This window comes from Catellatospora vulcania (assembly GCF_009720385.1).
Classification (GTDB): domain Bacteria; phylum Actinomycetota; class Actinomycetes; order Mycobacteriales; family Micromonosporaceae; genus Catellatospora; species Catellatospora vulcania.
In genome coordinates this window covers 262,060-287,928 of record NZ_WARX01000017.1, presented here as the reverse complement: position 1 = coordinate 287,928, position 25,869 = coordinate 262,060, and the positions used below count along the sequence as shown (strand labels likewise).

Annotated in this window: 20 protein-coding genes and 2 pseudogenes; 12 read left to right on the top strand and 10 right to left on the bottom strand. The window is 72.3% G+C overall.

Going from position 1 to position 25,869, the window contains the following annotated elements:
• Window positions 1-141: 141 nt before the first annotated feature.
• From F6W97_RS33105 to F6W97_RS33095, 3 genes and pseudogenes are all read right to left on the bottom strand, one after another.
• The gene (locus F6W97_RS33105) at window positions 142-813 is read right to left on the bottom strand and encodes an alpha/beta hydrolase family protein (protein WP_155374472.1); all 672 of its coding nucleotides are present in this window, start codon (window positions 811-813) and stop codon (window positions 142-144) included.
• Window positions 814-1,138: 325 nt separating this feature from the next.
• Window positions 1,139-1,486 (bottom strand): annotated as a pseudogene (locus F6W97_RS33100) (WhiB family transcriptional regulator); the annotation flags it as partial.
• A gap of 179 nt (window positions 1,487-1,665) precedes the next feature.
• Complete coding sequence (locus F6W97_RS33095) at window positions 1,666-2,352, bottom strand: SOS response-associated peptidase (RefSeq protein ID WP_155374471.1); 687 nt, start codon at window positions 2,350-2,352, stop codon at window positions 1,666-1,668.
• Between the two features lie 111 nt (window positions 2,353-2,463).
• Between F6W97_RS33095 and aroA the strand changes: the two genes are divergently transcribed.
• Together aroA and rsgA are read left to right on the top strand one after the other, a co-directional pair.
• Complete coding sequence (gene aroA, locus F6W97_RS33090) at window positions 2,464-3,750, top strand: 3-phosphoshikimate 1-carboxyvinyltransferase (RefSeq protein ID WP_155374470.1); 1,287 nt, start codon at window positions 2,464-2,466, stop codon at window positions 3,748-3,750.
• 10 nt (window positions 3,751-3,760) lie between these two features.
• Window positions 3,761-4,795 carry a ribosome small subunit-dependent GTPase A gene (gene rsgA, locus F6W97_RS33085; protein ID WP_155374469.1) on the top strand — a complete coding sequence of 345 codons (1,035 nt, stop codon included), beginning with the start codon at window positions 3,761-3,763 and terminating at the stop codon, window positions 4,793-4,795.
• On the opposite strand, the gene F6W97_RS33080 is transcribed toward rsgA, so the two are convergent.
• Window positions 4,780-5,058, bottom strand: a complete 279-nt coding sequence (locus tag F6W97_RS33080; RefSeq protein ID WP_155374468.1) for a DUF2087 domain-containing protein — start codon at window positions 5,056-5,058, stop codon at window positions 4,780-4,782. The genes rsgA and F6W97_RS33080 overlap by 16 nt on opposite strands.
• A gap of 163 nt (window positions 5,059-5,221) precedes the next feature.
• Here F6W97_RS33080 and hisN point away from each other — a divergent pair, with 163 nt between their 5' ends.
• Window positions 5,222-6,025, top strand: a complete 804-nt coding sequence (hisN, locus tag F6W97_RS33075) for a histidinol-phosphatase (RefSeq protein WP_155374467.1) — start codon at window positions 5,222-5,224, stop codon at window positions 6,023-6,025.
• A gap of 106 nt (window positions 6,026-6,131) precedes the next feature.
• Window positions 6,132-6,962: pseudogene (locus F6W97_RS33070) on the top strand (hypothetical protein); the annotation flags it as partial.
• Window positions 6,963-7,335: 373 nt separating this feature from the next.
• Here the strand turns inward: F6W97_RS33070 and F6W97_RS33065 are convergent.
• Window positions 7,336-7,683, bottom strand: a complete 348-nt coding sequence (locus F6W97_RS33065) for a hypothetical protein (protein ID WP_155374466.1) — start codon at window positions 7,681-7,683, stop codon at window positions 7,336-7,338.
• A gap of 121 nt (window positions 7,684-7,804) precedes the next feature.
• On the opposite strand from F6W97_RS33065, the gene F6W97_RS33060 reads away from it, so the two are divergent.
• Both F6W97_RS33060 and F6W97_RS33055 read left to right on the top strand, forming a co-directional pair.
• Window positions 7,805-9,214 carry a DUF1254 domain-containing protein gene (locus F6W97_RS33060; RefSeq protein WP_196279429.1) on the top strand — a complete coding sequence of 470 codons (1,410 nt, stop codon included), beginning with the start codon at window positions 7,805-7,807 and terminating at the stop codon, window positions 9,212-9,214.
• A 56-nt stretch (window positions 9,215-9,270) separates the two neighbouring features.
• Entirely contained in the window at window positions 9,271-9,633 is a 363-nt protein-coding gene (locus F6W97_RS33055) for a hypothetical protein (protein WP_155374465.1), read from the top strand.
• 259 nt (window positions 9,634-9,892) lie between these two features.
• Here the strand turns inward: F6W97_RS33055 and F6W97_RS33050 are convergent, their stop codons facing one another.
• Window positions 9,893-11,875, bottom strand: coding sequence for a beta-galactosidase (locus F6W97_RS33050; protein WP_196279428.1), 1,983 nt, complete (start codon window positions 11,873-11,875; stop codon window positions 9,893-9,895).
• A 111-nt stretch (window positions 11,876-11,986) separates the two neighbouring features.
• Here F6W97_RS33050 and F6W97_RS33045 point away from each other — a divergent pair, with 111 nt between their 5' ends.
• Together F6W97_RS33045 and xylB are read left to right on the top strand one after the other, a co-directional pair.
• Complete coding sequence (locus F6W97_RS33045; protein ID WP_155374463.1) at window positions 11,987-14,347, top strand: TIM-barrel domain-containing protein; 2,361 nt, start codon at window positions 11,987-11,989, stop codon at window positions 14,345-14,347.
• Window positions 14,348-14,352: 5 nt separating this feature from the next.
• On the top strand, window positions 14,353-15,744 hold the full coding sequence (gene xylB, locus F6W97_RS33040; protein WP_155374462.1) for a xylulokinase: 1,392 nt from the start codon (window positions 14,353-14,355) through the stop codon (window positions 15,742-15,744).
• A gap of 166 nt (window positions 15,745-15,910) precedes the next feature.
• Here the strand turns inward: xylB and F6W97_RS33035 are convergent, their stop codons facing one another.
• The gene (locus F6W97_RS33035) at window positions 15,911-16,762 is read right to left on the bottom strand and encodes a transcriptional regulator (RefSeq protein ID WP_230687179.1); all 852 of its coding nucleotides are present in this window, start codon (window positions 16,760-16,762) and stop codon (window positions 15,911-15,913) included.
• 57 nt (window positions 16,763-16,819) lie between these two features.
• On the opposite strand from F6W97_RS33035, the gene F6W97_RS33030 reads away from it, so the two are divergent.
• Window positions 16,820-18,061 (top strand): MFS transporter, encoded by a 1,242-nt coding sequence (locus F6W97_RS33030; RefSeq protein ID WP_230687178.1) that lies wholly within the window; start codon window positions 16,820-16,822, stop codon window positions 18,059-18,061.
• A gap of 175 nt (window positions 18,062-18,236) precedes the next feature.
• The gene (locus F6W97_RS33025; protein ID WP_155374461.1) at window positions 18,237-19,001 is read left to right on the top strand and encodes an alpha/beta fold hydrolase; all 765 of its coding nucleotides are present in this window, start codon (window positions 18,237-18,239) and stop codon (window positions 18,999-19,001) included.
• A 232-nt stretch (window positions 19,002-19,233) separates the two neighbouring features.
• On the opposite strand, the gene F6W97_RS33020 is transcribed toward F6W97_RS33025, so the two are convergent.
• Genes F6W97_RS33020 through F6W97_RS33010 form a run of 3 tightly spaced genes read right to left on the bottom strand, consistent with a single transcriptional unit; the run spans window position 19,234 to window position 23,013 of the window.
• Window positions 19,234-20,169, bottom strand: coding sequence for a carbohydrate ABC transporter permease (locus tag F6W97_RS33020; protein WP_155374460.1), 936 nt, complete (start codon window positions 20,167-20,169; stop codon window positions 19,234-19,236).
• On the bottom strand, window positions 20,166-21,329 hold the full coding sequence (locus F6W97_RS33015) for an ABC transporter permease (protein ID WP_230687177.1): 1,164 nt from the start codon (window positions 21,327-21,329) through the stop codon (window positions 20,166-20,168). The genes F6W97_RS33020 and F6W97_RS33015 overlap by 4 nt, the downstream gene beginning before the upstream one ends.
• 13 nt (window positions 21,330-21,342) lie before the next feature.
• A complete protein-coding gene (locus F6W97_RS33010) occupies window positions 21,343-23,013 on the bottom strand; it encodes an extracellular solute-binding protein (RefSeq protein ID WP_155374459.1) in 1,671 nt (556 codons plus the stop codon).
• 241 nt (window positions 23,014-23,254) lie between these two features.
• Here F6W97_RS33010 and F6W97_RS33005 point away from each other — a divergent pair, with 241 nt between their 5' ends.
• Together F6W97_RS33005 and F6W97_RS33000 are read left to right on the top strand one after the other, a co-directional pair.
• Window positions 23,255-24,466: an ROK family transcriptional regulator gene (locus F6W97_RS33005; protein WP_155374458.1), complete on the top strand. Its 1,212-nt coding sequence runs from the start codon at window positions 23,255-23,257 to the stop codon at window positions 24,464-24,466.
• A gap of 230 nt (window positions 24,467-24,696) precedes the next feature.
• Window positions 24,697-25,716 carry a sulfotransferase family protein gene (locus tag F6W97_RS33000; protein WP_155374457.1) on the top strand — a complete coding sequence of 340 codons (1,020 nt, stop codon included), beginning with the start codon at window positions 24,697-24,699 and terminating at the stop codon, window positions 25,714-25,716.
• Window positions 25,717-25,869: the final 153 nt, after the last annotated feature.

Sequence of the window (25,869 nt, the reverse complement as noted above, 5' to 3'; positions counted from 1 at the left end):
GCGCGTTCCCGTCCGCACCATCGACCCACCTCTCGCCGGGGCCGGACGCTTCCGGCCACCCGCGGTCTGTAACGCCACGCGACGGCTGTCGCATTCCGCGGGACACGGGGGGCAGTGGTGACCATCACTCCGGGCCGGTCGCTACCGCGCCCAGCCCCGCGCGCCCAGCCACGTGACCACGGCCCGACCGACCGTTTCCGGAGCTTTGCGCAGGTCATGGCGCTCCCCGGGGAGTACAACGAGCTCCACCCCCGGTGCGGCATCGGGCACACCGAACGGATCGGCGGACCCGTTGACGACCAGCGTGGGCACCCCTGTGAGCAGTTCCCCGGCCCGGCTGCGCTCCGGCCGGCCGGGCGGGTGCAGCGGGAACGCCAGCGCCACGATGCCGGCCGCGCCCACCGCGGCGGCGGTGCGGCAGGCCACCCGGGCCCCACTGGAGCGGCCGCCGACGATCAGCGGCAGGCCCGGCAGGCGCTCGGCGAGCAGGTCCACGACCGACCGCCACGCCTCGTCGAGGTGTCCCGCAGGCGCGGGCGCACGCCGGCCGGCCACCCGGTACGGCTGGGTGACCAGGGCCACCGCCAGCCCGGCGGCGACCGCGGCGTCGTGCACGGCGACCAGGTCGGGCGCGTCCACGCTGCCGCCGGCCCCGTGCCCGAGCACCAGCAGCGCGGTCGGGGCGGCCACGTCGCCCGCCCCGACCCGCTGTTCGACCCGGTCACCGGATGACCCGGCCGACTCGCCGGGCATCGTGACAGCTACCTGTGCCGGGCCGCGCCCGGTCTCGACCGTTTCCGGACCGCCTCGCATACCGCGATCATGCCGCCTCCACCGCCCGAAGCGCGGGCGGCGCACCCCCACCCGCGTTGATCATGAGGTTGTGGCAGCGACGCGCCGTCGAGCCGTGCCATAAGTTCATGATCAACGCGGGTGGGGGTATGGGTCAGGCGGCGTGGGCGGGTTCTCGGGCCAGGAGCGGCACGCCCTGGAGGGCGTTGTCGCGGTCGGCCTCGCCCAGGGTGCAGAGGGTGAGTTCGGCACGGGACTGGGTGGGGATACGCGGCACCTGCCGCGTCACCCCGGCCGCCCGTTGCGGCGGCGCGAGCTCCCCGGCCGAGACCACCAGGTCCGGCTGCGGCCCGTACGCCGTGTACGGCAGTTCCTCCTGTTGCTCCTCGGTGCGCCAGGCGACGAGCATGGCCCGCCGCTCGCGTGCGGTCGTGCCGCCCCAGACTCCGTGGCAGTCGCCGACGCTGAGCGCCCAGGCCAGGCAGGCCCCCGACACCGGACACCTTCCGCACAGCTGGACGGCCGTGTCGGCCGGCTCCAGCGGCGCCGGAAAGAACGTCTCCGGATCGACGGCCTGGCAGGCGCCTCTGGTGCGCCAGGCGTTGTCATGCCGCTCCCGCACGGCCCGCACCAAACGCGGGTCTCTGCGAGCAGCGGCGACTTCATGCGGGCGTGGAATACGCGCGCGGGTCATCCACCCACCTCCCCCGTGGGTCGGTCCCCCCGCCCCCGGCGGGAGGATCCGGCTCAGACAGACGGTGACGCGCGGCACTGCCGCTTACCACCGACGCTGTGTCTTACCGCACGGTAGAAGGAACGGGCAAGGGTTTACCCGCAAATTCGTGGCGCAAACTGGCACGATCCAGCGCAAAATCAGAACAGACTGGTCTGAATGTCCGGCCCCGCGAGCCGCCTCGTCAATTCAGGACCGTCATTGCGTACATTGCCGACGGCCGCGCCCACCGGACGGATCTCCAGACCGGACAGATACCCAGGCCCCGGCGGTGCGAGCAGTTCCGGGTCGGCCGGGCCCCGCAACCACGCCTCCCACAGCTCCGGCTCCAGCAGCAGCGGCATCCGGTCGTGCACCCGGGCCAGCTCGCCCTGCGCCGCCGTGGTGACGATGGTGCAGCTCAGGCCGAACTTCGATGCCGCCCACAGGCCCGCGAACGCCAGCCCGCGGCCGGGCGCCGAGTCGGTCATGTAGTAGGCCTGCTTGCCCGTCTCAGTGCGCACCCACTCGTACCAGCCGTCCGCCGGGACGATGCAGCGCCTGCCCGCGAACGACGGCGCGAACACCCGGGAGGTGGCCACCGTCTCGGCCCGCGCGTTGATCAGCTTCAGTCCGGTGCGCGGGTCGTCGGCCCACGGCGGCACCAGGCCCCACCGCGCCAGGCTCAGCACCCGGGCCTCCCGCGTCGCGCAGACGCGCACGATCGGGGCCGGGTCGGTGGGCGCGAGGTTGTAGTCGGGGGCGAGCGATTCGGCGGTCTCGTCCTCGGCTGCGAACAGCTGAGTCAGATCCGCCGCCGTACGTGTCGTCGCGTACCGCCCACACATGCCGCTCACCTTACGTCAGCGTCTATCAGGCAGACTGTGAGGCGTACGCGAACGCCATGAGCGAACCACGAGCGGCCGACCCGCCGCCGACGAGCGCAGCGAGGAGCAGGTGTGAGCAGACCACTCGTACCGTGGACCGCACCGACCGCCGTCGATGCCACCGATGCGGTGGTGCGCCTTCCCGGTTCGAAGTCCATCACCGCCCGGGCACTCGTGCTGTCCGCGCTCGGCATGGGCCCCTCGACGCTGCTGGCCCCGCTGCGCGCCCGGGACACCGAACTGATGGCGGCCGGGCTGCGCGCGCTCGGCGCGCACGTGTCCACCTCCGACGACGAGCGCTGGGAGATCCGGCCCCGGCCGCCGGTCGGGCCCGCCCACGTCGACGTCGGCCTGGCCGGCACCGTGATGCGCTTCCTGCCGCCGGTGGCCACCCTGGCCAACGGGCCGATCACCTTCGACGGCGACTCCCGCGCCCGGCAGCGCCCGCTCGGGCCGCTGCTCAAGGCGCTGCGCGAACTCGGCGCGACGATCGAGGCGTCGAGCATCGACGGCCTGCCGCTGACCGTGCACGGCAAGGGCGGGCTGCGCGGCGGCGAGGTCGCCGTGGACGCCTCGCTGTCCAGCCAGCTGATCTCCGGACTGCTGCTGGCCGGGGCCGACTTCGACGAGGGCCTCACCGTGCGCCACGTCGGCGACAACCCGGTGCCCAGCGCCCCGCACCTGCGGATGACGGTGCAGATGCTGCGCGCCGCGGGGGCCGCGGTCGACGACTCGGCCCGCGACGTCTGGCACGTCGCGCCCGGCCGGCTGTCCGGCCGGGCCTGGCAGATCGAGCCGGACCTGTCCGGCGCGGCCCCGTTCTTCGGCGCGGCGCTGGTCACCGGCGGCAGCGTCACCCTGGCCGGCTGGCCGCGCAGCAGCGTGCAGCCGGTGGACAAGGTGCGGCAGCTGCTCGGCGCGCTGGGCGGCACGGTCACCCTCACCGAGCACGGCCTGACCGTCACCGGCACCGGCGCCATCAAGGGCATCGACGCCGACCTGTCCGACGTGGGCGAGCTGACCCCCGTCGTCGCGGCGCTGGCCGTGCTGGCCGACGGCCCGTCGACGCTGCGCGGCGTCGGGCACATCCGCACCCACGAGACCGACCGGCTGGCCGCGCTGGCCCGCGAGCTGACCGCGCTCGGCGCGCGGGTCACCGAGACCGCGGACGGGCTGGCCATCACGCCCGGCCCGCTGTCCGGCGCCGTCTTCGAGACCTACGACGACCACCGGATGGCGCACGCGGCCGCGGTGATCGGCCTGCGGGTGCCCGGTGTGCAGCTCACCGACGTGGCGTGTACCGCCAAGACGCTGCCCGAATTCCCGGCACTATGGAGCGCGGTGGTCGCCGGAAGATGAGAGGCCAGCGGTGAAGAAGAAGCGGGAGTACGACGAGGACGACGTGAAGGTGCGGGCCACCAAGTCGTCCCGTTCGCGTCCCCGCACGCGGACCCGGCCCAAGCACGACGACGCGGTGACCGGGTTCGTGGTCGCCGTCGACCGGGGCCGTTACACCTGCGTGGTCCACGAGGGCAAGAAGGTCTTCGAGGTCACCTGCATGCGGGCGCGTGAGCTGGGCCGCAAGTCCGTGGTGGTGGGCGACGAGGTGGGCCTGGTCGGCGACGTCACCGGCGACGTGGGCAGCCTGGCCCGGATCGTGCGGATCGAGGAGCGGCGCTCGGTGCTGCGGCGCACCGCCGACGACGACGACACCACCGCCGAGGGCCGCATCGAACGGGTGGTCGTGGCCAACGCCGACCAGCTCGTGATCGTCAGCGCGCTGGCCGACCCGCCGCCGCGCGAGGGGTTCATCGACCGCTGCCTGGTCGCCGCGTACGCCGCCGACATCGAGCCGCTGCTGTGCCTGACCAAGGCCGACCTGGCCGGACCGGAGCAGGTGCTGAGCTACTACGCCGAGCTGGACCTCGACCACGTGCTGACCCGTCCCGACGGCGACCTCGACGAGCTGCGCGAACGCCTGTCCGGCCGGCGGTCGGTGCTGGTCGGGCACTCCGGTGTCGGCAAGTCGACCCTGGTCAACCGGCTCATCCCGGACGCGCGCCGGGCGGTCGGCGTGGTCAGCGCCATCGGCAAGGGGCGGCACACCTCGACCAGCGCGGTGGCACTGCGCCTGCCCGACAAGCGCGAGTCGTGGATCATCGACACCCCGGGCGTTCGCAGCTTCGGCCTGGCCCTGGTCTCCTCCGACGACCTGCTGCACGGCTTCACCGACCTGGTCGAAGGAACCGTGGACTGCCCGCCGAACTGCGAGCACAACGGCGGGGAGTGCGCGTTGGACGCCTGGGTGGCGCAGGGCAAGGCCGACGCGCGTCGGCTGGCCTCGTACCGCCGCCTGCTCTCTTCCCGGGCGGGCGACACCGAGACCGGTCAGACCTCGACGTAGCCGCCGGTGCGCCAGTAGAGGCCGTCGGCGCGCGCCATCAGACCGCTGTCGATCAGGTAGCGGCGCAGCGACACCCAGTCGGTCTCGTAGAAGGCCCGCAGCACCGCGTCGACCTCGCGCTCGCTCATCTTCACGCCCGGCTCGAAGGCCGCGACGATGTGCTCCAGCAGCACCCGGCGCTTACCCGCTTTCGCGGGCATCGAGGTCAGCCGCCCGTGCTCGTCGAGGAACGTCCGGAGCACCTTTTCCGGGTCCGCGCCCATGACTCCTCCTTGCCGCGCCCGCCACACCACGAGCCGCGTCCGCGACCGGACCGCGGCTCATGACCGTGAAAGTACCCGGCCCGCCGCGGTCCACGCGTTCTCATTTACGGCGGGTCCGCGAACCCGTTACCTCGGCGGCGCGGAGATCCGATAAGTTCTCGCCATGGCCCGCTACTCGGACGACCTTGGGCTTGCCCACGTGCTGGCGGACACCGCCGACTCCATCTCCATGTCCCGGTTCAAGGCGCTCGACCTCTACGTGGAGACGAAGCCGGACCTGACGCCCGTCTCGGACGCGGACACCGCGGTGGAGAAGGCGCTGCGCTCCACGCTGGCCCGCACCCGGTCGCGGGACGGCGTGCTGGGCGAGGAGTTCGGGGTCACCGGCAACAGCGGCAACCGCCAGTGGGTCATCGACCCGATCGACGGCACCAAGAACTTCGTCCGCGGGGTGCCGATCTGGGGCACGCTGATCTCGCTGATGGAGGGCGACGAGCCGGTCGTCGGCATGGTCTCCGCTCCGGCGCTGGGCCGCCGCTGGTGGGCCGCGCGCGGGCTCGGCGCGTTCGCGGGCCGGCACCAGGCCGCCGCGCAGCCGATCCGGGTCTCCGGGGTGCGCCGCCTGGCCGACGCGAGCTTCTGCTACTCCTCCCTGGACGGCTGGGAGCAGACCGGCCGGCTCGCCTCGGTGCTCGACCTGATGCGCAAGACCTGGCGCAGCCGGGCGTACGGCGACTTCTACGGCTACATGCTGCTCGCCGAGGGCGCGCTGGACATCATGATCGAACCGGAGCTGATGCTCTGGGACATGGCCGCGCTGGTGCCGATCGTCACCGAGGCGGGCGGCACCTTCACCGACCTGTCCGGGCGCACGGGCGCGGGCGGCGGGTCGGCGGTGGCCACCAACGGGCAGCTGCACGATGACGTGCTGGAACGGCTCAGCCCGGCCGGACTTCGCGCACTGTAATCACTCTCATTCACTCGGTGAAGTCGCCGGGCGGGTAGGGCGCAGCCGACCCCTAAGGGTCTAAGCTGCGTGGGTGGTGTCCTCTGGCTGGTGGTTCCTGGTGGCGATGATCGCCGCGTACGGCATCGCCAACCTGCTGCAGTCCATCGCGGCGACACGCACAGCGACGACGGACAGCCTTGATCCAGGGCTGCTGCTGCGCCTGTTCGGCAACTCGACGTACCTGCTCGGGCTCGGCTGCCAGATCCTCGGTTTCTTCCTCGCCCTCGGCGCGCGGCGTGACCTTCCGCTGTTCCTCGTGCAGTCCGCGGTGACCGCGGGCCTGTGCGTCACGGCGTTCGCCGGGGTCGCGGTGCTCAAGTGGAAACTGCCACTGGCCGAGGTCCTGCTGCTGCTGGGAGTCATGGCGGGCATCGGCATGCTGGCCGTGTCGGCCGAGCCCGGCCACGCCGAGCCGTTGGACGCCAAGGGCGTCATCTCACTGGTCTTCGCGCTGGTCGCGATTGCCGGGGTGAGCGCGTTCGCGGGCAAGGTCAAGGGCGTGCTCGGCTCGGTGGTGCTCGGCTCGCTGGCGGGACTCTGCTTCGCCTCCGCCGCGATCGCGGCCCGCCCGCTGGCCTCGGCCCAGACCATCGTCGAGTTCGGCCTGAACCCGCTGCTCTACCTGGTCATCGCACACTCGCTCACCGGCCAGCTGCTGCTCGGCCTGGCCATGCAGCGCGGCTCCACCAACGCCGCCGTCGCGGCCATGGACGCCGCGGGCGCGGTCCCCGCCGCCGCGATCGGCATGCTGCTGCTGGGCGACAAGATCCGCCCCGGCATGGTCCCGGTCGCCGCGCTCGGCTTCGTGATCACGCTGGGCGCGGTCATCGCGCTCACCCGATACGCCGAGCCACAACATGACCTGGTCGCCGAGCCGGTGCCGCTGCCGGTGCGGTTCAGCTCCGCCTCCGTGCCCGGCCTGCCGCCACATCCGGCGCGCGGCGTGTTCCAGGTGCCCGGCGCGGGCGAGGCCGGTCCGCGCACCGGAACCATCCCGACGCCCGCACGCGCGCCCGAGCCCGAGCCTGAGCCGGCCGCCGGCGGCTACGTGCCGGTCATGGTCCCCGTCTCGACAAGCCCGGCCCCGGCGAACGGCCATGCCCCCGCGAACGGCCATGCCCCCGCGAACGGTCACGGCCCGGCGAACGGCCACGCCACAGGCACCGCGAACGGCTTCGGACCTGCTGAGCCGGGCCAGGCCAACGGCCATCACCCTGGCGGCCACCCGCCGATGACGCTGCCCGGCCCCGCCCGCCGCCCGCTGCCGGTCAACGCGGACTGATCGCCGGCCCGATCACCGGGCCATTCGACTCCACCCTCGGAAACCAGACGCCCCGCCAGGCCGGATTGCCCAGGTGACCCCGCCACGCCGGCTCGATGGGCGGATTGCGCAGGGCACGCTCGACCGGCGGCAGCGGCTCACCGGCCTGCGCCTCCAACAGACGCAGACAGTCCCGCTGGTCGTAGCCGGTCACTCCGGCTCCCTGGTACAGCAGCCCGTACAGGGTCGGGGCACAGTTCAGGACGATCCTGCCCGCAGGCCAGGGCGGCGGGCGGTGCTCGGTCAGGTCGAAGACGAACCAGTAGCGCACCAGGTCCGGGTTGTCGATCTCCACGAGGCGAGTATCCGGCGGGACCGGCCGATACGCACTTCCTTTCCATACCCGGGACATATCGCATCATCTCTGCGTACGGTGCGGTAAGGCGCGGCATGCGGCCGCGCGAGAGGTGCGCGTCATGTCCATTCCGAAGGAGATCCTGGCCGCCATCGGTATGCCCGAGAGCCTGGACACCCCGCTCGGGCAGTTCGCCTTCCACGACGGCCTGCCCGCCGCGGACGGCGCCGACCGGCTCTTCGACGCGCTCGACCTGGTCCGCGCCGTCGAGGCCTTCCTGGTGGCCATGCCGGGCGCGTCGCTCGCGGTGATGCGGACGGGCCTGCGCAGCGTGGGCGTCACCTCGGCCCGCCAGATCGGCATCACCGACCCGCGGTTGAACTCCACCAGCCTCTACCTGACCCCCAACACCGACACCACGTACGGCCACACCTTCCTCGACCTGGACACCGACGGGCCGACAGTGGTCGAGGTGCCGCCGAACTCGCTGTGCGTGGTCGACGACTTCTGGTTCCGGTATGTCACCGACCTGGGATGGGCCGGGCCCGACCAGGGCAAAGGCGGCAAGTACCTGTTCCTGCCCCCGGACCACGAGGACGAGGTGCCCGACGGCTACTACACGTTCCGCAGCCCCACCTTCACCAACTGGGCGGTGTTCCGGGCGCTCGACGGCGTCGAGGCGGTCCAGCAGGTCCGGGTGTACCCGCTGGCGCAGGCCGCGTACCCGCCGCCGAACGAGTTCGTGAACCTCGCCGACCGGCCGCACAACACCGTGCACGCCAACGACGCGACCTTCTACGACGAGGTCGACGTGGTGGTCCAGGAGGAGCCGCTGGAGTCGCTCGACCCCGAACGGCGCGGCATCCTGGCGAGCATCGGCATCGTCAAGGGCGACGTGTTCGGCCCCGACCACCGGCTGCGCGCGATCCTCGCCCAGGCCGCCCCGCTGGGCGCGGGTATCGCCCGTGCCCTGGTCTTCCGCCCGCGCGACCCGGCGGCCTACTACTACCCCGACTCCTCGTGGAAGCGCATCTTCGTCGGGGGCAGCCACGAGTTCCTGAGCGAGGGCGCCCGCCTGCTGGACGCCCGCGCGGCGTTCCACTACCTCGCCACCGTGGTCACACCCGCGATGGCCGAGTCGCCGGTGGGCACCGGTTCCGCGTACGCCTACACCGCCGAGGACGCCGACGGGCAGTGGCTCGACGGCGGGCGCTCGTACCGGCTGCACCTGCCGCGGCACGTTCCCGCGAAGACGTTCTGGTCGGTCAGCGTGTACGACTGCCAGACCCGCTCGCTGCTCGTCACCGACACCCTGTACCCCAGCGTGAGCAGCCTTTCGGGCACCGTCGCGGCCAACGCCGACGGCACCGTCGACGTGCGCTTCGGCCCGACGCCACCACCCGGCCACGAGTCGAACTGGATCCAGACCGTGCCCGGCAAGCACTGGTTCACGCTGCTCCGCCTCTACGGCCCGCTCCAGGCCTGGTACGACCAGACGTGGCGGCCCGGCGAGATCGAGCGCACGGGCTGACTGCAGCGGCTCTGTTCCCCTAGCATGTGCCCGACGGGCGATGGGCGGGAACATTCATGGGGCGGCTCAGGAAGTACCTGCGTTGGCGCAGCCGGCCGCATGGCTTCCGCGTCGACGCGCACGGTCTGGCGCTCAGCCGCGACGGCTGGGCGACCGAGGTGCTCTGGTCACAGGTGGAGTCCGTGATCCTGTACCAGGGGCCGGCCGTCACCGACAGCCGCATCGTGTGCCGCCTACTGCTCGTGCCGGTCGCGGGCGCGATGCTCGACCGAGGGCTGGTGCACGCGCCCAACCCCGTCGACGGCCGCCCCTGCCGGGTGCTGCTCGACCTGGCGAAGGTGAAGGACACCCCGGATCAGGTCGCGGCGGCGCTCACGGCATTCGGCGGCGACCGCTTCATCGACCACCGCCCCGCGTGAACCGGGCCGTCCACCAAGATCGAGCGTTTCGGCCGAGTCTCCGCCTGGCGCAGCTCGGCTACCGTGCCACCCGGCACAACCGACGGGTACGGGGGTACGGACGATGCGACAGCACCACCGGAGGCGGCGGCCGGTCCGGCTCGGCCCGCACGGCCACGAGTAGGTTAGATCTTGTGCAGTTCGTGTCGTCCTGGCAGCACCAACTGCACAAGATCTACTTCACAAAAGGTTCACGGCAGCGATTTCCGGGAAATGGTTGCTATGCGAGCGGAAGCCGTGTGACGTCGCCCCTGGCGATGAGTCGCCCCGCGATCTCGTGCGGTTCGTCCGTGTGGTTGAAGAGCCAGACCCCGTCCTGGGTGCGCACCGCTTCCACGCCGTCGGGCAGGCCGGGCAGGATCGGGGCCGCCCCGGCGGCGGCGCAGATGCCGTCGAGCAGTCGGGCCGTCGCCGCCTCGTCCAGGTCACAGGACACGTAGTACGCACGACCCGCGCCGTGCTCGCGCCGGGTCACGGCCGGACGGCCGTCCGGATAGCGGGCGAGCACCGCCGCGCCCGGCGCGGTCAGATGCTCGGTCCAACCGGTCACCAGGTCGCCGGTGTCCAGGGTGACCACCGCGCCAGGCGGCAGCGGATCGAACTCCTCGACCCGGATCCCGAGCATGTCCCGCAGCGCACCCGGATACCCGCCGACCCGCACCCGCAGGTGCTCGTCCACGATCCCGGACAGGTAGGTCACCACCAGGTGCCCGCCCTCGCGCGTGTACTCGTCCAGCCTGCGCGCGGATTCGTCGGTGAGCAGGTACGCCGCCGGCACGACCAGCACGCGGTACCCCGCGAGCGTCGCCGTGGGCGGCACGACGTCGACCGGGTACCCGCGCCGCCACAGTGCCCGGTGCCAGCCCTCGACGATCCCCTGGTAGTCAACGGGTGCGGGTAGGTGCGACGCGCCGACCGCCCACCCGCACACCTCGTCGAACCACACCGCCACCTCGCCGCCACCCGCGCCGGCCGCACCAGCCGCAGGCAATCCGGCTTCGCCGGTTGGGAAGGGCGCCTTCTTATACGCGGAGCGGCAAGAAGGCGCCCTTCCTTCGCTCGCGGCGAGGGTTTCGCCGAGGGCGCGGAGCTCGTGGTAGGTGCGGGCGGTGGGACCGGTGTGGGGAACTATCGCGCTGTGCCACTGTTCAGCGCCGCCGGCGCTGGCGCGCCACTGGAAGTACATCGCGCCCTGTGAGCCGCGGGCGATGTGGCCGAGGGCGATGCGGGCCAGCATGCCGGGCGGTTTGCGGCGCTGTACGCCGTGTTCGGTGACGTGGGCGGGGGCGTGCTCCATCAGCAGCCAGGGGCCGCCGTGCCCGGCGGCGGCCGACCAGCCGCGGGCGGTGTCGGCGGCGAAGGCGCTCTCGGCGGGTGTGCCGTCCAGGGTGGACGGATAGTGGTCGATGGCGACCAGGTCGACTTCGCGGGACCAGCGGGCGTGGTCGACCGGCACCCAACCGCCCAGCACGAAGTTCGTGGTTACCTGCCCGTCCGGCGCGACCGCCTTGATCGCGTCGCGCTGCTCGGTGTAGGCCGACAGCATGCTGTCGGACAGGAAGCGGCGGTAGTCCAGTTCCTGGGTGGGGTTGCCGAGGTACTGCGTGGCGCGGGGCGGGAGCACCTGTGCCCAGTCGGTGTGGCGCTGGCTCCAGAAGTCGGCGGTCCAGGCGTCGTTGAGGGCGTCGAGGGTGCCGTGGCGCTCGCGCAGCCAGCTGCGGAAGGCGCGGCCGCAGTGATCGCAGAAGCACCAGGTGCCGTACTCGTTGTGCACGTGCCACAGCCGCACGGCGGGGTGCCGGGCGTAGCGCTCGGCCAGCGCGGACACGATACGCAGGCTCGCGGCGCGGTATGCGGGGGCGTTGACGCAGTACGTGTCGCGGGAGCCGTGGACCAGGCGTACGCCGTCGCGGCGCATGGCGAGGGCGTCCGGGTGGGCCAGCGTGAACCAGGGCGGCGGGGAGGCGGTCGGGGTGGCCAGCACCGCGCCGATCCCGTTGTCGTGCAGGCCGTCGAGGACCCGGTCGAGCCAGCCGAACTCGTACACCCCGGGGCTCGGCTCCAGGCGCGACCAGCTGAAGACGCCGACGGTCGCCGCGGTGACGCGGGCCTCGCGCATGAGGGCGAGGTCCTCGGCCCGGACCTGCTCCGGCCACTGCTCGGGATTCCAGTCGGCACCGAGGAAGAACGGCTTTGTTGGCACCTCGGCCAAATTAGAGGGAGGCGGAGGGGGCGTCAACCGTTGACGTTTGTTTGGCTACACGGAAAACTAAAAATGTTGTACCTGCAGTAGACGCCGCACTGGGAGCCGATCATGCCGTTCCGTCCGCCACTGGTGGCCCACGAATACTTCTCCGCCGACCCACCGGAACTGCCCCGCCGCGCCTACGGCGAGCTCGGCCCGGAGACCGTCGTGTGGGCCGAACTGACCAGCAAGGACTCCACCGGCGCGACGCTGCACGCGCACACCGACACCGGCTCCGTGCTGCAACTGCACATCGGCGCGGCCGGTGACGGCATGCTGCGGGTACGCCTGTCCGAGGAGGCCGGCGCGCGCAGCCGCAGCGCCCGGCTGCTCCCGCTCACCCAACCCGACCCGGGCGCGGTCGCGACCGTGGTGACCGGAGAGAACACCGTGTCCGTCACGGCCGGCCCGCTTACCGCCGAGGTGACACTGAGCCCGTGGCGGCTGTCCTTCCACGACGCCGACGGCCGCCTGCTGCTGGGCGCCGACCCGGGTCTGACCGACATCTCCGGGCGTATGCGCACGCTGCCGCTGGGCTGCTCGCGGGTCGACGGCCAGATCGTGGCCTACCACGAGAGCTTCACCATGCCCGCCGACGAGGTGCTGTCCGGCACCGGGGAGCGCTTCACCGCGCTGAACCTGCGCGGCCAGCGGCCGGTGATGTGGAACTTCGACGCCTTCGGCAGCGAGTCCGACCGGGCGTACAAGAACGTGCCGTTCTACCAGTCCAGCAAGGGCTACGGCATCGTCGTCGACTCGGGCCTGCCGGTGGAGTTCGACTTCGGCGCGTCCACCGGCAGCGTCACCCAGGTGATCGTCCCCGACGACCTGATCGAGTACTACGTGCTCGCCGGGCCAACCCCGGCCGACGTGCTGGCCCGCTACAACGCGCTCACCGGCCGCCCGGCCTGCCCGCCGAAGTGGGCGTTCGGCTCCTGGATCTCGTCGGGCTTCTGCCGCGACACCCAGGAGCAGGTGCTGGCCCGTGCGGCGACCATCCGCGCGCACGGCATCCCCTGCGACGTGCTGCACCTGGACACCTACTGGCAGGCCGAGGGCACCTGGTCGCACCTGCTGTGGGACGCCGAGGCGTTCCCCGACCCGGACGCCATGCTGGCGACCCTGCACGAGCAGGGCTTCCGGGTGTGCGTGTGGATGAACTCGTACCTGTCGCACCGCACCGACCGCTTCGCCGAGGCCGCCGAGCGGGGCTTCCTGCTGCGCCGGGCCGACGGCTCGGTGTACGTCGCCGACTCCTGGCACGGCTCGTTCCCGGCGGGCGGCATCGTCGACTTCACCAATCCCGAGGCCACGGCCTGGTTCCAGGACCTGCTGCGGCCGCTGGCCCGGCAGGGTGTCGACGTGTTCAAGACCGACTTCGCCGAGGGCGTGCCCGCCGACGCGGTCGCGTTCAACGGCATGACCGGCACCGAACTGCACAACGTGTACGCGCTGCTGTTCAACGACGCGGTCGCCGAGGTCACCCGCGAGGTGCACGGGCACGCCATGGTGTGGGGGCGCTCGTCGTACCTGGGCGGGCAGCGCCATGCGGCCCAGTGGGGCGGCGACACGATGTGCTCGTACGAGGCGCTGGCGTCGTCGATGAACGGCGGGCTCGCGCACGGGCTGTCCGGGGTGCCGTACTGGTCCCACGACAGCGGCGGCTTCTGCGGCACCCCCAGCGACGACCTGTACCTGCGCTGGGCGCAGTTCGGCGCGCTGTCGCCGCTGGTGCGCTTCCACGGCACGACCAGCCGTGAGCCGTGGCGCTTCCCGGCCGTCGAGGCCGACGTGATCGAGGCGCTGCGGCTGCGTTACCGGCTGCTGCCGTACCTGTACTCGGCAGCCCTGCGCTCGGCGGAGACCGGCGAGCCGATGATGCGGGCGCTCGGCGTGGACTCCCCGGCCGACGCGGCCTCGTGGCGGGCCGAGCACGTGTACCGGCTCGGGACGGACCTGCTGGTCGCGCCCATGATCAGTGCAAGCCAGCAGCGTGACGTCTACCTGCCGCCGGGCGAGTGGGTCGACTGGTGGAGCGGCGACGCGGTCGGCGGCGGCGTCACGCTGCGTGTCGCGCCCCCGCTGACGCAACTGCCGCTGTGGGTACGCCGCGACGCCCTGCTGCCCGTCACCGCGCCCGCCCAGCACCTGGCTGACGGTCCATGGGCGCAGCTCACACTGCTGAGCTTCGGCGGCGGCGACGGATCGTGCGAGATCCGCGACGACGGTGACGCAACCACTGTCGCGGCACGGCGGGACGGGGATACGCTCTCGGTGACCATCGCCGGGCCGGCCCGGGTCACGGCGATCGCGTTCCCCACCGTCGCCGGCGGCACCCCTCCGGCCACCGTGCTGGTCAACGGCGTGCGGGCCACGCTGGGCCCGGTGGACGGCCTGCTCACGGCGACCTGGCAGGCACCAGGAGACTGAACCTTATGGCACTCGTCGCCGGCATCGACTCCTCCACCCAATCGTGCAAGGTGGTGGTCCGCGACGCCGACACCGGTGCGCTGGTCCGCCAGGGGCGGGCGAGCCACCCCGACGGCACGTCCTGCCCGCCCGACGCCTGGTGGGAGGCCCTCCAGACGGCGGTCGCCGCGGCGGGCGGGCTGGACGACGTCGCCGCCGTCTCGGTCGGCGGCCAGCAGCACGGCATGGTCTGCCTCGACGCCGACGGCCAGGTCGTCCGCGACGCCCTGCTCTGGAACGACACCCGCTCCGCCCAGGCCGCCACCGATCTGGTCGCCGAACTCGGCGGCGGGCAGCCCTGGGCCGAGGCGGTCGGCAGCGTGCCGGTCGCCTCGTTCACCGTGACGAAGCTGCGCTGGCTGGCCCAGCACGAGCCCGACAACGCCGCCCGTACGGCCGCCGTGTGCCTGCCGCACGACTGGCTCACCTGGCGGCTGGGCGGCACCGGTGACCTCGCCGCGCTGGCCACCGACCGCAGCGACGCCTCCGGCACCGGCTACTGGTCGCCCGGCACCGGCGAATACCGCCGCGACCTGCTCAAGTTGGCCTTCGGCCGGGACCTGCTGCTGCCCGCCGTGCTCGGCCCCGACGGCTCCCCCGGCCGGACCCCGGCGGGCGCGCTGCTCGGCCCCGGCGCCGGGGACAACGCCGCGGCCGCGCTCGGCGTGGGCGCGGCGCCCGGCGACGTGATCGTGTCCATCGGCACCTCCGGCACCGTGTTCAGCGTCGCCACGGTCCCCGCGGCCGACGACACCGGCACCGTCGCGGGCTTCGCCGACGCCACCGGCCACTTCCTGCCGCTGGTCTGCACGCTCAACGCCGCCCGCGTGCTCGACGCCGCCGCGACCATGCTGGGCGTCGACCACGCCGAGCTGTCCCGGCTGGCCCTGTCCGCCCCCGCCGGCAGCGACGGCCTGGTCCTGGTGCCCTATTTGGAGGGCGAGCGCACCCCGAACAAGCCCGACGCGACCGGCTCCCTGCACGGCCTCACCCTGGGCACGTCCACCCCGGCGCACCTGGCCCGCGCGGCCGTCGAAGGCATGCTCTGCGCGCTGGCCGACGGCCTCGACGCCCTGCGCGGCCAGGGCGCGACCGTCAACCGGGTGCTCCTGGTCGGCGGCGGCGCGAAGTCCGAGGCGGTGCGCCGCATCGCCCCGTCCGTGTTCGGCTGCCCCGTCGCCGTCCCCCCGCCCGGCGAGTACGTCGCCGACGGAGCCGCCCGCCAGGCCGCCTGGATCACCACCGGCGCCGCCCCGGCCTGGGCCCTCGACGGCCTCGAACTCTTCGAAGCCGACGCGCACGCCACCGTCCGCGCCCGCTACGCCGAAGCCCGCGACCGCACCCTCCCCCGCCCCTGACGAAGGAAGGGCACCTTCACATCGCTATGCGTTGTAGACGGTGCCCTTCTTAACGCTCCTGCGGGCTGCGGTTGAGCCGCACGAGCTGGTCGCCGGCCTCGGTGCGGTAGTAGAGCACCGAGCGGCCCGCGCGACGGCGGCGTACCAGCTGCGCGTCCAGCAGCACCTACAGGTGTCGGCCGACGGAACCCAGCACCGCGCCCGTGACCGCGACCAGCTGGGTGGTGCTCAGCGGCGCGTCGAGGTGGCACAGGATCGCCGCGCGACCCGGTCCGAGCAGCCGGTCGAGCGCCACCGGGGAGGCATCGCGGTCCGGTGCCGCCAGCCGCCCCGCACACGGGTAGACGATCGCGAACCGGCTGGGCAGCAGCCAGCACACCCAGCCCCGGCGGGCGCTGCTCGGGATGAAGCTGAGCTGCGCGTCGGTCAGCACGCGCGGCGGGTTGTCGTACACGTTGATCTGTAGGCGGCCCCCGCCGAGCCAGCGCAGCCCCGGCCGCAGCCCGTCGAGCGCCGCCGCCCAGCCGCCCGTGCTCAACTGCTGGGTGCGCGCGACGATGTCGGCCTCGAACAACCGGCGGCGCTGCGCCCAGGTCGGCTCGACGGTGTGGGTCCACACCCATTCCAGGATGTCGGCGGTGCGCTCCACCAGGTCGGACGTGTCGAGTTCGGGCCGGACCGGCCCATCCGCCCGCAGGTCGGCGAGCGCCTGCGCCACCGGGGTCTGCCGCAGCCGGGCGAGTTCGTCGGCGAACCCCCGGTCCTGCGGCGCCGGCGGGCGGCAGATGAAGTCGGCGATCGACCTCGGGCGCAGCGCCGTACGCACCAGCGGCCGCCGCAGCGGATCGGCGGCCATCATGCGCTGGTAGGCCGCTCGGTGCTCGCCGAACCACTGCTCCTGTCCCGGTGGCGGGCTGTCGTACTCCAGCAGGCTCAGGCAGGCCAGCGCCTCGGTCAGCCCCGACACGGTGAACCTGCTGGTCGCCAGCACGTCCGCGTCGATCTGCCAGAGCCCCATGTTTCGCCTCCCGGCGAAACTGTAGCTCCGGTGATCTCCACGGCCGAGACTTCCCGCGTGCAGACCTACCGTGAACTGTTCCGCGTACCCGAGTTCCGCCCCCTGTTCGCCGCGATGTCGATGCAGGTCGCCGCGGGCACGCTCAGCGGACTGGCCCTGGGCACGCTCGTCTACACCCGGACCGGCTCGCCGCTGCTGTCCGCGATCGCCATGTTCGGCGCCTCGTTCATGCAGGTCGTGGGCGCGATGACGCTGCTGTCGGCAGCCGACCGGGTGCCGCCGCGGTTCGCGCTGTCCGCCGTCGCCGTGCTGTTCTGCGCCGGTTCCCTGGCGCTGGCCGCCCCCGGCATGCCGATCGCGGCCATGCTCGCCGTGCTGCTGTGCCAGGGGCTGGTCAACTCGGTGACGGGCGGCGTCCGCTGGGGCCTGCTCGGGGAGATCCTGCCGGAGGGCGGCTACCTGCTGGGCCGCTCGGTGATGAACATGTCCGTCGGCGTCATGCAGATCACCGGCTTCGCGCTGGGCGGTGTGCTCGTCGCCACCGGCGTCTCGCCCCGGCTGGCGCTGCTCGGCAGCGCGGGACTGCACCTGGCCGCCGCGCTCTGCCTGCGCCTCGGGCTGACCCGCCGCGCGCCGCGCGCCACCGGCCGCCCCTCCGTGCGGCAGACGTGGCGCAGCAACGCGACCCTGTGGTCGTCCCGCCCGCGGCGCGCGGTCTACCTGTCGCTGTGGGTGCCCAACGGGCTCATCGTCGGCTGCGAGGCGCTGTTCGTCCCGTACGCCCCCGACGCCGCGGGCGTGCTGTTCGTCGCGGGCGCGTTCGGCATGCTGGCCGGCGACATGACCGCGGGCCGGTTCCTGCCCGCGCGGCGACGGGCGGCGTTCATCACCCCGTTCCGCCTGCTGCTGGCCGTGCCATACCTGATCTTCGTGCTGGCCCCGGCGCTGCCGGTGGCCGTCGTCGCCGTGGTGCTGGCCTCGGCCGGCTTCGGCGCGGGGCTGCTGCTGCAGGAACGGCTGCTGGCGCTCACCCCGGAGTCCATGCGCGGCCACGCGCTCGGCCTGCACAGCTCCGGGATGCTCACCATGCAGGCGGTCGGCGCGACCGTAGCCGGCCTCATCGCCCAGCACACCGGGCCGGGCACCGCGATGACCGTACTGGCCGCCGCCTCGGTCCTGGTCACCCTCGCGCTGACTCCCGCGCTGACCCGCCCGCTCCCGGCCACCGACGCCACCGGATCCGGCCGGCCGCCGCGGGTACGCACGGACGCCGCCGAACCCGCGGCCGCCGCCACCTGAGCAGCCGACACCCGGCGGCTCGACCCGGATGCGTCCGACGGACCGGTGAAACCACCGATGCCTGCCCGCCCTCGGCTCCGGAGACTGGACACAGCGCCGCCGGCCGCACGCACCCCTGGGCGGCGTGCGATCGGGCACGGGGCACGAGGAGTCCCTGACCTGATCGGAGATCCGCATGCAGACCTTCACGTCCTTCGACGGCATCACCCTGGCTCACTACTGCTGGGGCGAGCCGGGCGGCGAGCTGCCGCCCGTCGTGCTGCACCACGGATTCAGCACGTCCGCGGCGGCCAACTGGAAGGCCCCAGGCATCGTGGACGCGCTGGTCGCCGCGGGCCGCCAGGTGATCGCGATCGACGCCCGCGGCCACGGCTCGTCCGAGAAGCCGCACGACCCGGCTCGGTACGGCGAGGACAAGATGGCCCGCGACCTGGCCGCGCTCTTCGACCTGCTTGAACTGGACCGGGTGGACCTGGCCGGCTACTCCATGGGCGGCGTCGTCGCCCTGCTCACCGCCGCCGCCGACGACCGCGTCCGGCGGCTGGTGACCGGCGGCATCGGCGCGGGCGCCGTCGAGCAGGGCGGCGTGGACCGGGCCGCGCTGCCGGGCCGGGCGCTGATCGACGGCCTGCTCGCCGACGACCCGAGCGGCATCACCGACGAGCGCGTGATGGGCTTCCGGCTGTTCGCCGACGCCTCCGGCGCGGACCGCAAGGCCCTCGCGGCCCAGGCCCAGGCCGGCCACCGTACCCCCATCGCCCTCGACCGGATCAAGATCCCCACTCTGGTCCTGGCCGGCACCGACGACTGGCTCGCCACCCGCCCCGAGGTACTGGCCGCCGCCCTGCCCGACGCCCGCTGGAAGGTCCTCTCTGGCGACCACCTCACCGTGGTCCGCAACCCCGAATTCGCCGCGGCCCTCGTCTCCTTCCTCGCCTGACCCACCGCCTCACCGCCTCACCGCCTCACCGCCTCGCTGCCGCTCGCCGCCGCGCCGTCAGGTGAAGATCGCTGTTTCGGGACAGAAACTGTGGTCAGACCGCAGATCTTGACCTGAAACAGCGATCTTGGCGCGGCGGCACCGGCGGCGGCGGGCGGCGGGCGGCGTGGAGATCGCCGCGGCGAAGGGAGAGCCGCGGCGATCAGTCTGTGCGGGTGGGAGTCGTGCCCGGTCAGCCCTTGAGGGCGCCGGTGATGACGCCCTTGGTGAAGTGGCGCTGGATGAAGGGGTAGACGGCTACCACCGGGATGAGGACCACCACGACGACGGCCATCTTGACGGCCAGGCTGGGTGGGGCGTTGAAGCCGAGGGCGGGTGGGGAGCCGATGCCGGCGGGGCTCTGCCCGGCGATGATGTATGCCTGGAGCACCTGCTGCACGACCCGGTCCTCGGCGTTGTTGAGGTAGAGGACCGCGTTGAAGTAGATGTTCCAGTAGCCGACCGCGTAGAACAGGCCCACCACGGCCACCACGGCCTTGGACAGCGGCAGCACGATCCGGGCGAGGATGGTCCACTCGCCCGCACCGTCGATGCGAGCGCTGTCGAGCAGCTCGGCGGGGATGCCCATGAAGAACTGGCGGACCACCATCAGGTTGAACGCGTTGACGGCGGCGGGCAGGATCAGCGCCCAGTGCGAGTCCTTGAGCCCGAGGCTGGTCACCACCACGTAGGTGGGCACCAGGCCGGGCCCGATCAGGAACGTGATCAGGAAGAACATCAGCAGCGGACGGTGCCAGAGGCTGCCGGGGCGGGACAGGCCGTACGCGGCGAGCACGGTGCAGAACAGGCTCAGCGTGGTGCCGACGACGGTGACGAACATGCTGTTCCAGACCGCCGACGACACCTCGCCCCGGGTGAAGATCAGCACGTACGCGGAGATGTCGAAGTCGCGTGGCAGGAAGACCATGCCGCCCGCGTCGGCGATCGCCTGCTTCGACGAGAAGCTGGTCACGATCACCGACCACATCGGGATCAGCACGGCGAGCACCACGGCGGTGAGCAGCGCGCCCTTGGCGATCCGGCCGGGGATCGTGGGCGGCTCCTCCCAGGCCGGCCGCTGGGCTTTCCTGCGGCGGTCCCGCATGGCAGGGGTCAGCACAGTGGTCATGAGCGGACGAACACCCCCTCCTCGCCGAAGCGGCGCGCGACCCGGTTCGCGACCAGGATCAGGATCAGGCCGATCAGGGCTTTGAACAGCCCGGCCGCCGCGCCGAGCCCGAAGTCCTGCCGGAGCAGGCCGAGGTAGTAGACGTAGGTGTCGAGCACCTCGGCGGCCTGCCGACCCACCGCGTCGCGCTGCAGGATGAACTGCTCGAAGCCGACCGACAGCGCGTTGCCCAGCTGCAGGATGAGCAGCAGCACCACGACCGGGCGCAGGCCGGGCAGGGTGACGTGCCACAGCCGCCGCCAGCGGTTGGCCCCGTCGGAGGCGGCTGCCTCGTACAGGTTCTGGTCGATCGCGGACAGGGCGGCCAGGAACACGATGGTCCCCCAGCCGACGTCCTTCCACAGCGATTCGGAGCTGACCAGCAGGATGAAGGTGTCCGGGTTGGTCATGACGTCCCACGGCTGGAACCCGTTGTCCCGCAGCACCTGGGCGAGCAGTCCGGCCCCGCCGAGCATCTGCAGGAAGAACGTGATGACGAGCACCCAGCTGAAGAAGTGCGGCAGGTAGACCACGGTCTGCACGAAGCCGCGCAGGCGGGTCGACACGACGCTGTTGAGCAGGATGGCCAGCGCGATCGGCAGCGGGAAGAAGAACACCAGCTGGAACGTCGTGATCAGCAGGGTGTTGCGCAGCGCGTCCCAGAACTGGGAGTCGGCGAACAGCTCGGCGAAGTTGGTGAAGCCGATCCACGGGCTGTTGATGATCGCCTCGACGGCGTTGTCGCCGGACCACTGCTGGTAGTCCTTGAACGCGACCACGTTGCCCAGCGTGGGCACGTAGTGGAAGACCAGCAGCAGCAGCACGGCGGGCAGGCTCATCACCAGCAGCGGCCAGTCCCGCCGCCAGCGGGTCGCGAACGGCACCCGCCGCCGGGAACGCGCCGCCGCCGGGGCCGGCGCCGAAGCGGCCGCGGCTGCGGGTATGCCGCGCAGGGGCACGGGCACGCCGCGCACGGGCGCGTCGCCCTCCGGCGCGTCCCCGGGTGTCAGAGGAGGCCGGGTCACCAGGGACCCGGCCGTTGCGCCGAGCGCGGCCTCCGGCGGGCCACCCGTGGGGCGGCCCGCCGGTTGCTGCCCACCGGCGTCGGTGGTGCCTTTCACAGCGACTCCCTGTTCATCGTCCGGCGTCGCTCAGCGCCTTCGCCATGAACGCGCGGCCTTCCTCGCCGCCCCCGTCACGCCACTCCTTGAGCACCGCGTCCAGGTCGGACAGCGGGCGGCGGCCCCGCGCGATGTCCTTGACCTTGTCCTCGGTCGGCTGCTTGACCTTCACGTATCCCGCCGGCATCTCCAGCTTCATGCCCAGCCACGGGTCGACCTCGAGGTTCTTGACCGCGGCGTTCTCCCAGTTGATCAGATCGTTCACGTAGTTGGGAACCCGTGCGTCGTACTTGATCGTGGGCGCGGTGCCGGCCAGGAAGCGGAACTGGTCGGCCTTCTCCTTGCCCTGCAGGTCGGTGCCGGCCGGCCAGCCGTCGGCGCCCTTGGTGAAGTGCTTGCCCTCGACGCCGTACTCGATGAGCTCGAACTCCTTGGTGCCCAGCGGCGCGGCGACGAAGTTGAGGATGCGCAGGATCTCCTCGACCTTCTCCTTGCCCAGGCCCTTCTTCACGAAGGTGTAGAAGACCGGGTCGCCCGAGCCGTGCACCAGCGGCGCGCTGCCGTCGGCGGCGAAGAACGGCACCGGCTGCATGTTGAACCCGGCGGTGACCTTCTGCTGCTCGGCCTGGACGCCGAGCCACGCGCCCACGCCGTCCTGGATCATCGCGATCTTGCCGCTGGAGAAGAGCAGCTTCGCGTCGGCGCCCTTGCTGGCCACCACGTCCGGGTGGATCAGGCCGTCCTTGTACAGCTTCGCCAGGAACTCCAGCGCCGCCTTGAACTCCTCGGTCTCGTACTTGAACTCGACCTTGCCGCTCTTGGCGCGCCAGCCCTCCTTCGCGCCGGGTACCTTGAAGATCATCTCGACCATGGCCTGGATGTCGTTGAACGCCCATACGCCCTTGGCCGGGTCGGTCATCTTCTTGCCGAACGCGTACAGCTCCTCGGCCGTCTTCGGGATGGTCGCGCCCGCCGGGTCGGTGAGGTCCTTGCGGTAGAACAGCGCCCACGGGTACGGGCCGTCGGTGGGCCACGGCACCGCCATCAGCCGCTCGTTCCACACCGCGTTGCCCCAGGCCACGGTCGGCAGGTTGGCCAGCATCTGGTACGGCTTGACCTTGTCCCCGGCGAGGTGGTCGGTGAGGTCCTCGAACAGGGCCTTGGTCGCCTCGGAGAAGTTGGGGATCTTGCCGATCTCCCAGGACGGGATGCACAGCACGTCCGGGATGTCCCGGGCGGGCAGGATCGCGTTCAGCTTGTCGGCGTACGTGTTGCCGTCCTGGATGCCCGGGGTGACCACGGCGCCCAGCTCCGCGTTGATCGCGTCGAGGTAGGCGTTCTGCCCCGGCCCCGCCGGCACCTGCCCCCAGTACGGGGTCATCGTGGTGATGGTGCTGCCCCGGCCGGGCTTCTCGGCGATCGCGTCGACCAGCGCGGACGGGTACTTGGTGAAGCCGTTGGCGACCGGCGAGACGCCCTTGATGTCCGGCTGCACCAGCTCCAGCGGCTGGTACTTGGGCAGGACCGCCTGCAGCTTGTCGAGCTGCTGCGTAGTGCCCGTGTCCGCCGCCTTCTCACCGCAGGCGGCGAGTGTGCCACTGCCCGCGACGGCGATCGCGCCCAGGCCCAGCAGGCTCAGGAACGATCGGCGGTTCGCCGCCGCGCCCGCGAGGGGGTTGTCCACGGCGTGCTCCCTTCGTCATTTGTCAAGCTCAGGATCAGGGAAAGGGGTGTCTGTGGAACGGTTACGAGGTACAGTTAGTTCGGCTTCCGACTAAACAAACTAGCCGAAGGTCAGGGTGACCACAAGGGAGCGTTCCCATGCCGCGGATCCATGTCGGGTCCACGGCGCTGCTCACCTTCGGCTCCATACGGCATGATGGTGCGACCAGTGCAGCCACACCGGAGGGCAGACGGTGATCACCATGCAGCGCGGCCCTCAACCGGCGGATTTCGCCGATGTCAGGGCCACGAACCTGGCTGTCGTGCTGCGCTACGTGCGCGGGCACGCGCCATGCTCCCGCGCGGAGATCGCCGCCGCCACCGGGCTCAACAAGGCGACCGTGTCCAGCCTCGTCGCCGACCTGATCGAGCGGCGGCTGCTGCGCGAGACCGGGCTCACCGAGCACCGGATCGGACGCCCGGCGACCATGCTCGTGCTCGACGGCTCGCCGTACGCGGCCATCGGGATCGAGGTCAACGCCGACTACCTCACCGCGGTCGCCATCGACCTGGCCGGGGAGCAGGTGCTGTCCTGGCGGCGCTCGTTCGCCGGGCTCGCGTCCAGCCCCGCGCAGGCCGCCACCGCGATCGCGGCACTCGGCCGGCGTGCGGTGAACCGGGTGCAGAAGGAGGACCGCCGGGTGCTCGGGCTGACCGTCGGCGTGCCCGGCCTGGTCTCCCCCGACGGCGTCGTCATCATGGCCCCCAACCTGGGCTGGCGTGACGTCAACCTGCGCGACATCGTCAACCGCGCGCTCGGCGAACCGGGCTTCCCGGTCGCCGTGGACAACGACGCGAACCTCGCCGTACTGGCCGAGTCGCGCTACGGCGCGTTCGCCGGCTCGCAGAACCTGATCTACCTGACCGGCGAGGTCGGCATCGGCGCGGGCATCATCAGCGACGGCCAGCCGCTGCGCGGCCACCGCGGCTTCCCCGGCGAGATCGGGCATATCACCATCGACCCGCAGGGCCCGCCGTGCGCCTGCGGCCGCCGCGGCTGCCTGGAGGCGATCGCGGGCATCACCGCGATCATCGCGCGGGTGCTGCCCGAGGTGGCCGGCGACGGCGACATCACCGACCTGCAACCCGAGGTCGACGAGGTGGTACGCCGCGCGCGCAGCAACGACCCCGCGGCCCTGCACGCCCTCGACGAGGTCGGCCGAGCCCTCGGCCAGGGCGTCTCCATCCTGGCCAACCTGCTCGACCCCGAGGTCGTGGTGCTCGGCGGCTACTTCGTCCCCCTCGCCCCCTGGCTACTCCCACCCGTCGAGGCCGAGCTGAAGGCCCGCCGCATCGGCCCCGAAGAGGGCGGCGCGAAGGTCGTCGCCTCCATCCTCGACCACGGCGCAGCCGCCACCGGCGGCGCCGCCACCGTCCTCGACCACGTCGACGCCGGCCGCCTCCCCCGCCTCTAACCCCCGCCGACGCCCACCCCGCCCCGCCCCCGCCGCGCGCCGCGCGCCCGCCCACCCCGCCCCACCCCTGGCGCAACTCTTAAAGAGTCGCGCCATCTGGCGGCTCGTGAGGGCGCGACTCTTTAAGAGTTGCGACGGGATGGGCGGGTGGGGGCGCGCATCGTGGGTTGTTCACGGGTCGTTAATAAGGGTGTATTCCGGACAAGCCACCCTTATGGACGGAGCCACTCGTGGGCAGTGACCGGCCGGTTTTCGTCGTGGGGTGCCCGCGGTCGGGCACCACGATGCTTCAGCTCATGCTGCACGCGCACCCGCGCATCGCGATCCCCCCGGAGACGCGGTTCCTGCTCGGCGCGTACACCGACCGGGCGAGCTTCGGCGACCTGCGCGAGCCGGCCAACCGGCGCGGCCTCGCCGAGTGGATCACGGGTGGCAAGACCGCCTTCGCCGACCTTGGCCTGGACCCGGACGCGGTGACCGAGGAGATCGTGACCGGGCCGCCGACGCTCGGGTCCGCGCTCGGCATCGTGTTCCGCGCCTACGCGCGCCGCTTCGACAAGCCCCGCTGGGGCGACAAGCGCCCGGCGTACCTGAACAACCTGGGGCCGCTGCTGCGCCTGTTCCCCGACGCGCAGGTCGTCAACATCGTGCGCGACGGCCGCGACTGCGTCGCCTCGCTCGGCGAGACGCCCTGGCAGCAGGGCAAGGACGTGTGCCACGCGATCTCCGACTGGGCGCGGGCGATGGACTCCTCCGCGTACGCCCGGCGGATCCTGGACGAGAACTCCTACCACGAGGTGCGCTACGAGCACCTGGTCGCCGACCCGGAGCCCGAGCTGCGGGCGATCTGCCGGTTCCTGGGCGAGGAGTACGACCCGGCGATGGCCGAGCCGGCCCGGCTGGCCGACGTCGCGGTGCCCAGCCGCAAGAGTTGGCACCGCCTCACCCACGAGCCGGTGACCACCGAGCGGGTCGGCAGCTGGCGGGACCGGCTGGAGCCCTGGCAGGTCACCCTGTGCGAGGCGAAGCTGGGCGGGCGGCTGCGGGAGCTGGGCTATCCGGTGTCCGAGGACGGCTCGCCGTGGTGGAGCGGGCCGGGGCGGGTGCACCACCTGCACTACGCCCACGTCGACGGCCCGCGCCGCACGGTCGCGGCGCGGCGCGCGCTGGGCCGGCTGCGCGACCGGCTGCGCCCCGCCGAGGCGCTGGCCTACCGCCCGGCCGAGCCCCGGGAACTTCTTCCGCGCTGACGGCGGAGCATCGGCGCTGCTGAGCCGCTCGGGCGCGGACCGGCGCCGACCAGCCATGGGAACGCTCCCTTGACGACAACCGGTGGGACACGGTAAATCTCTGGCGTACTCCGTTGCGAAATCAGGCAGAAACACGTGCCGGGCGGGGTCTTT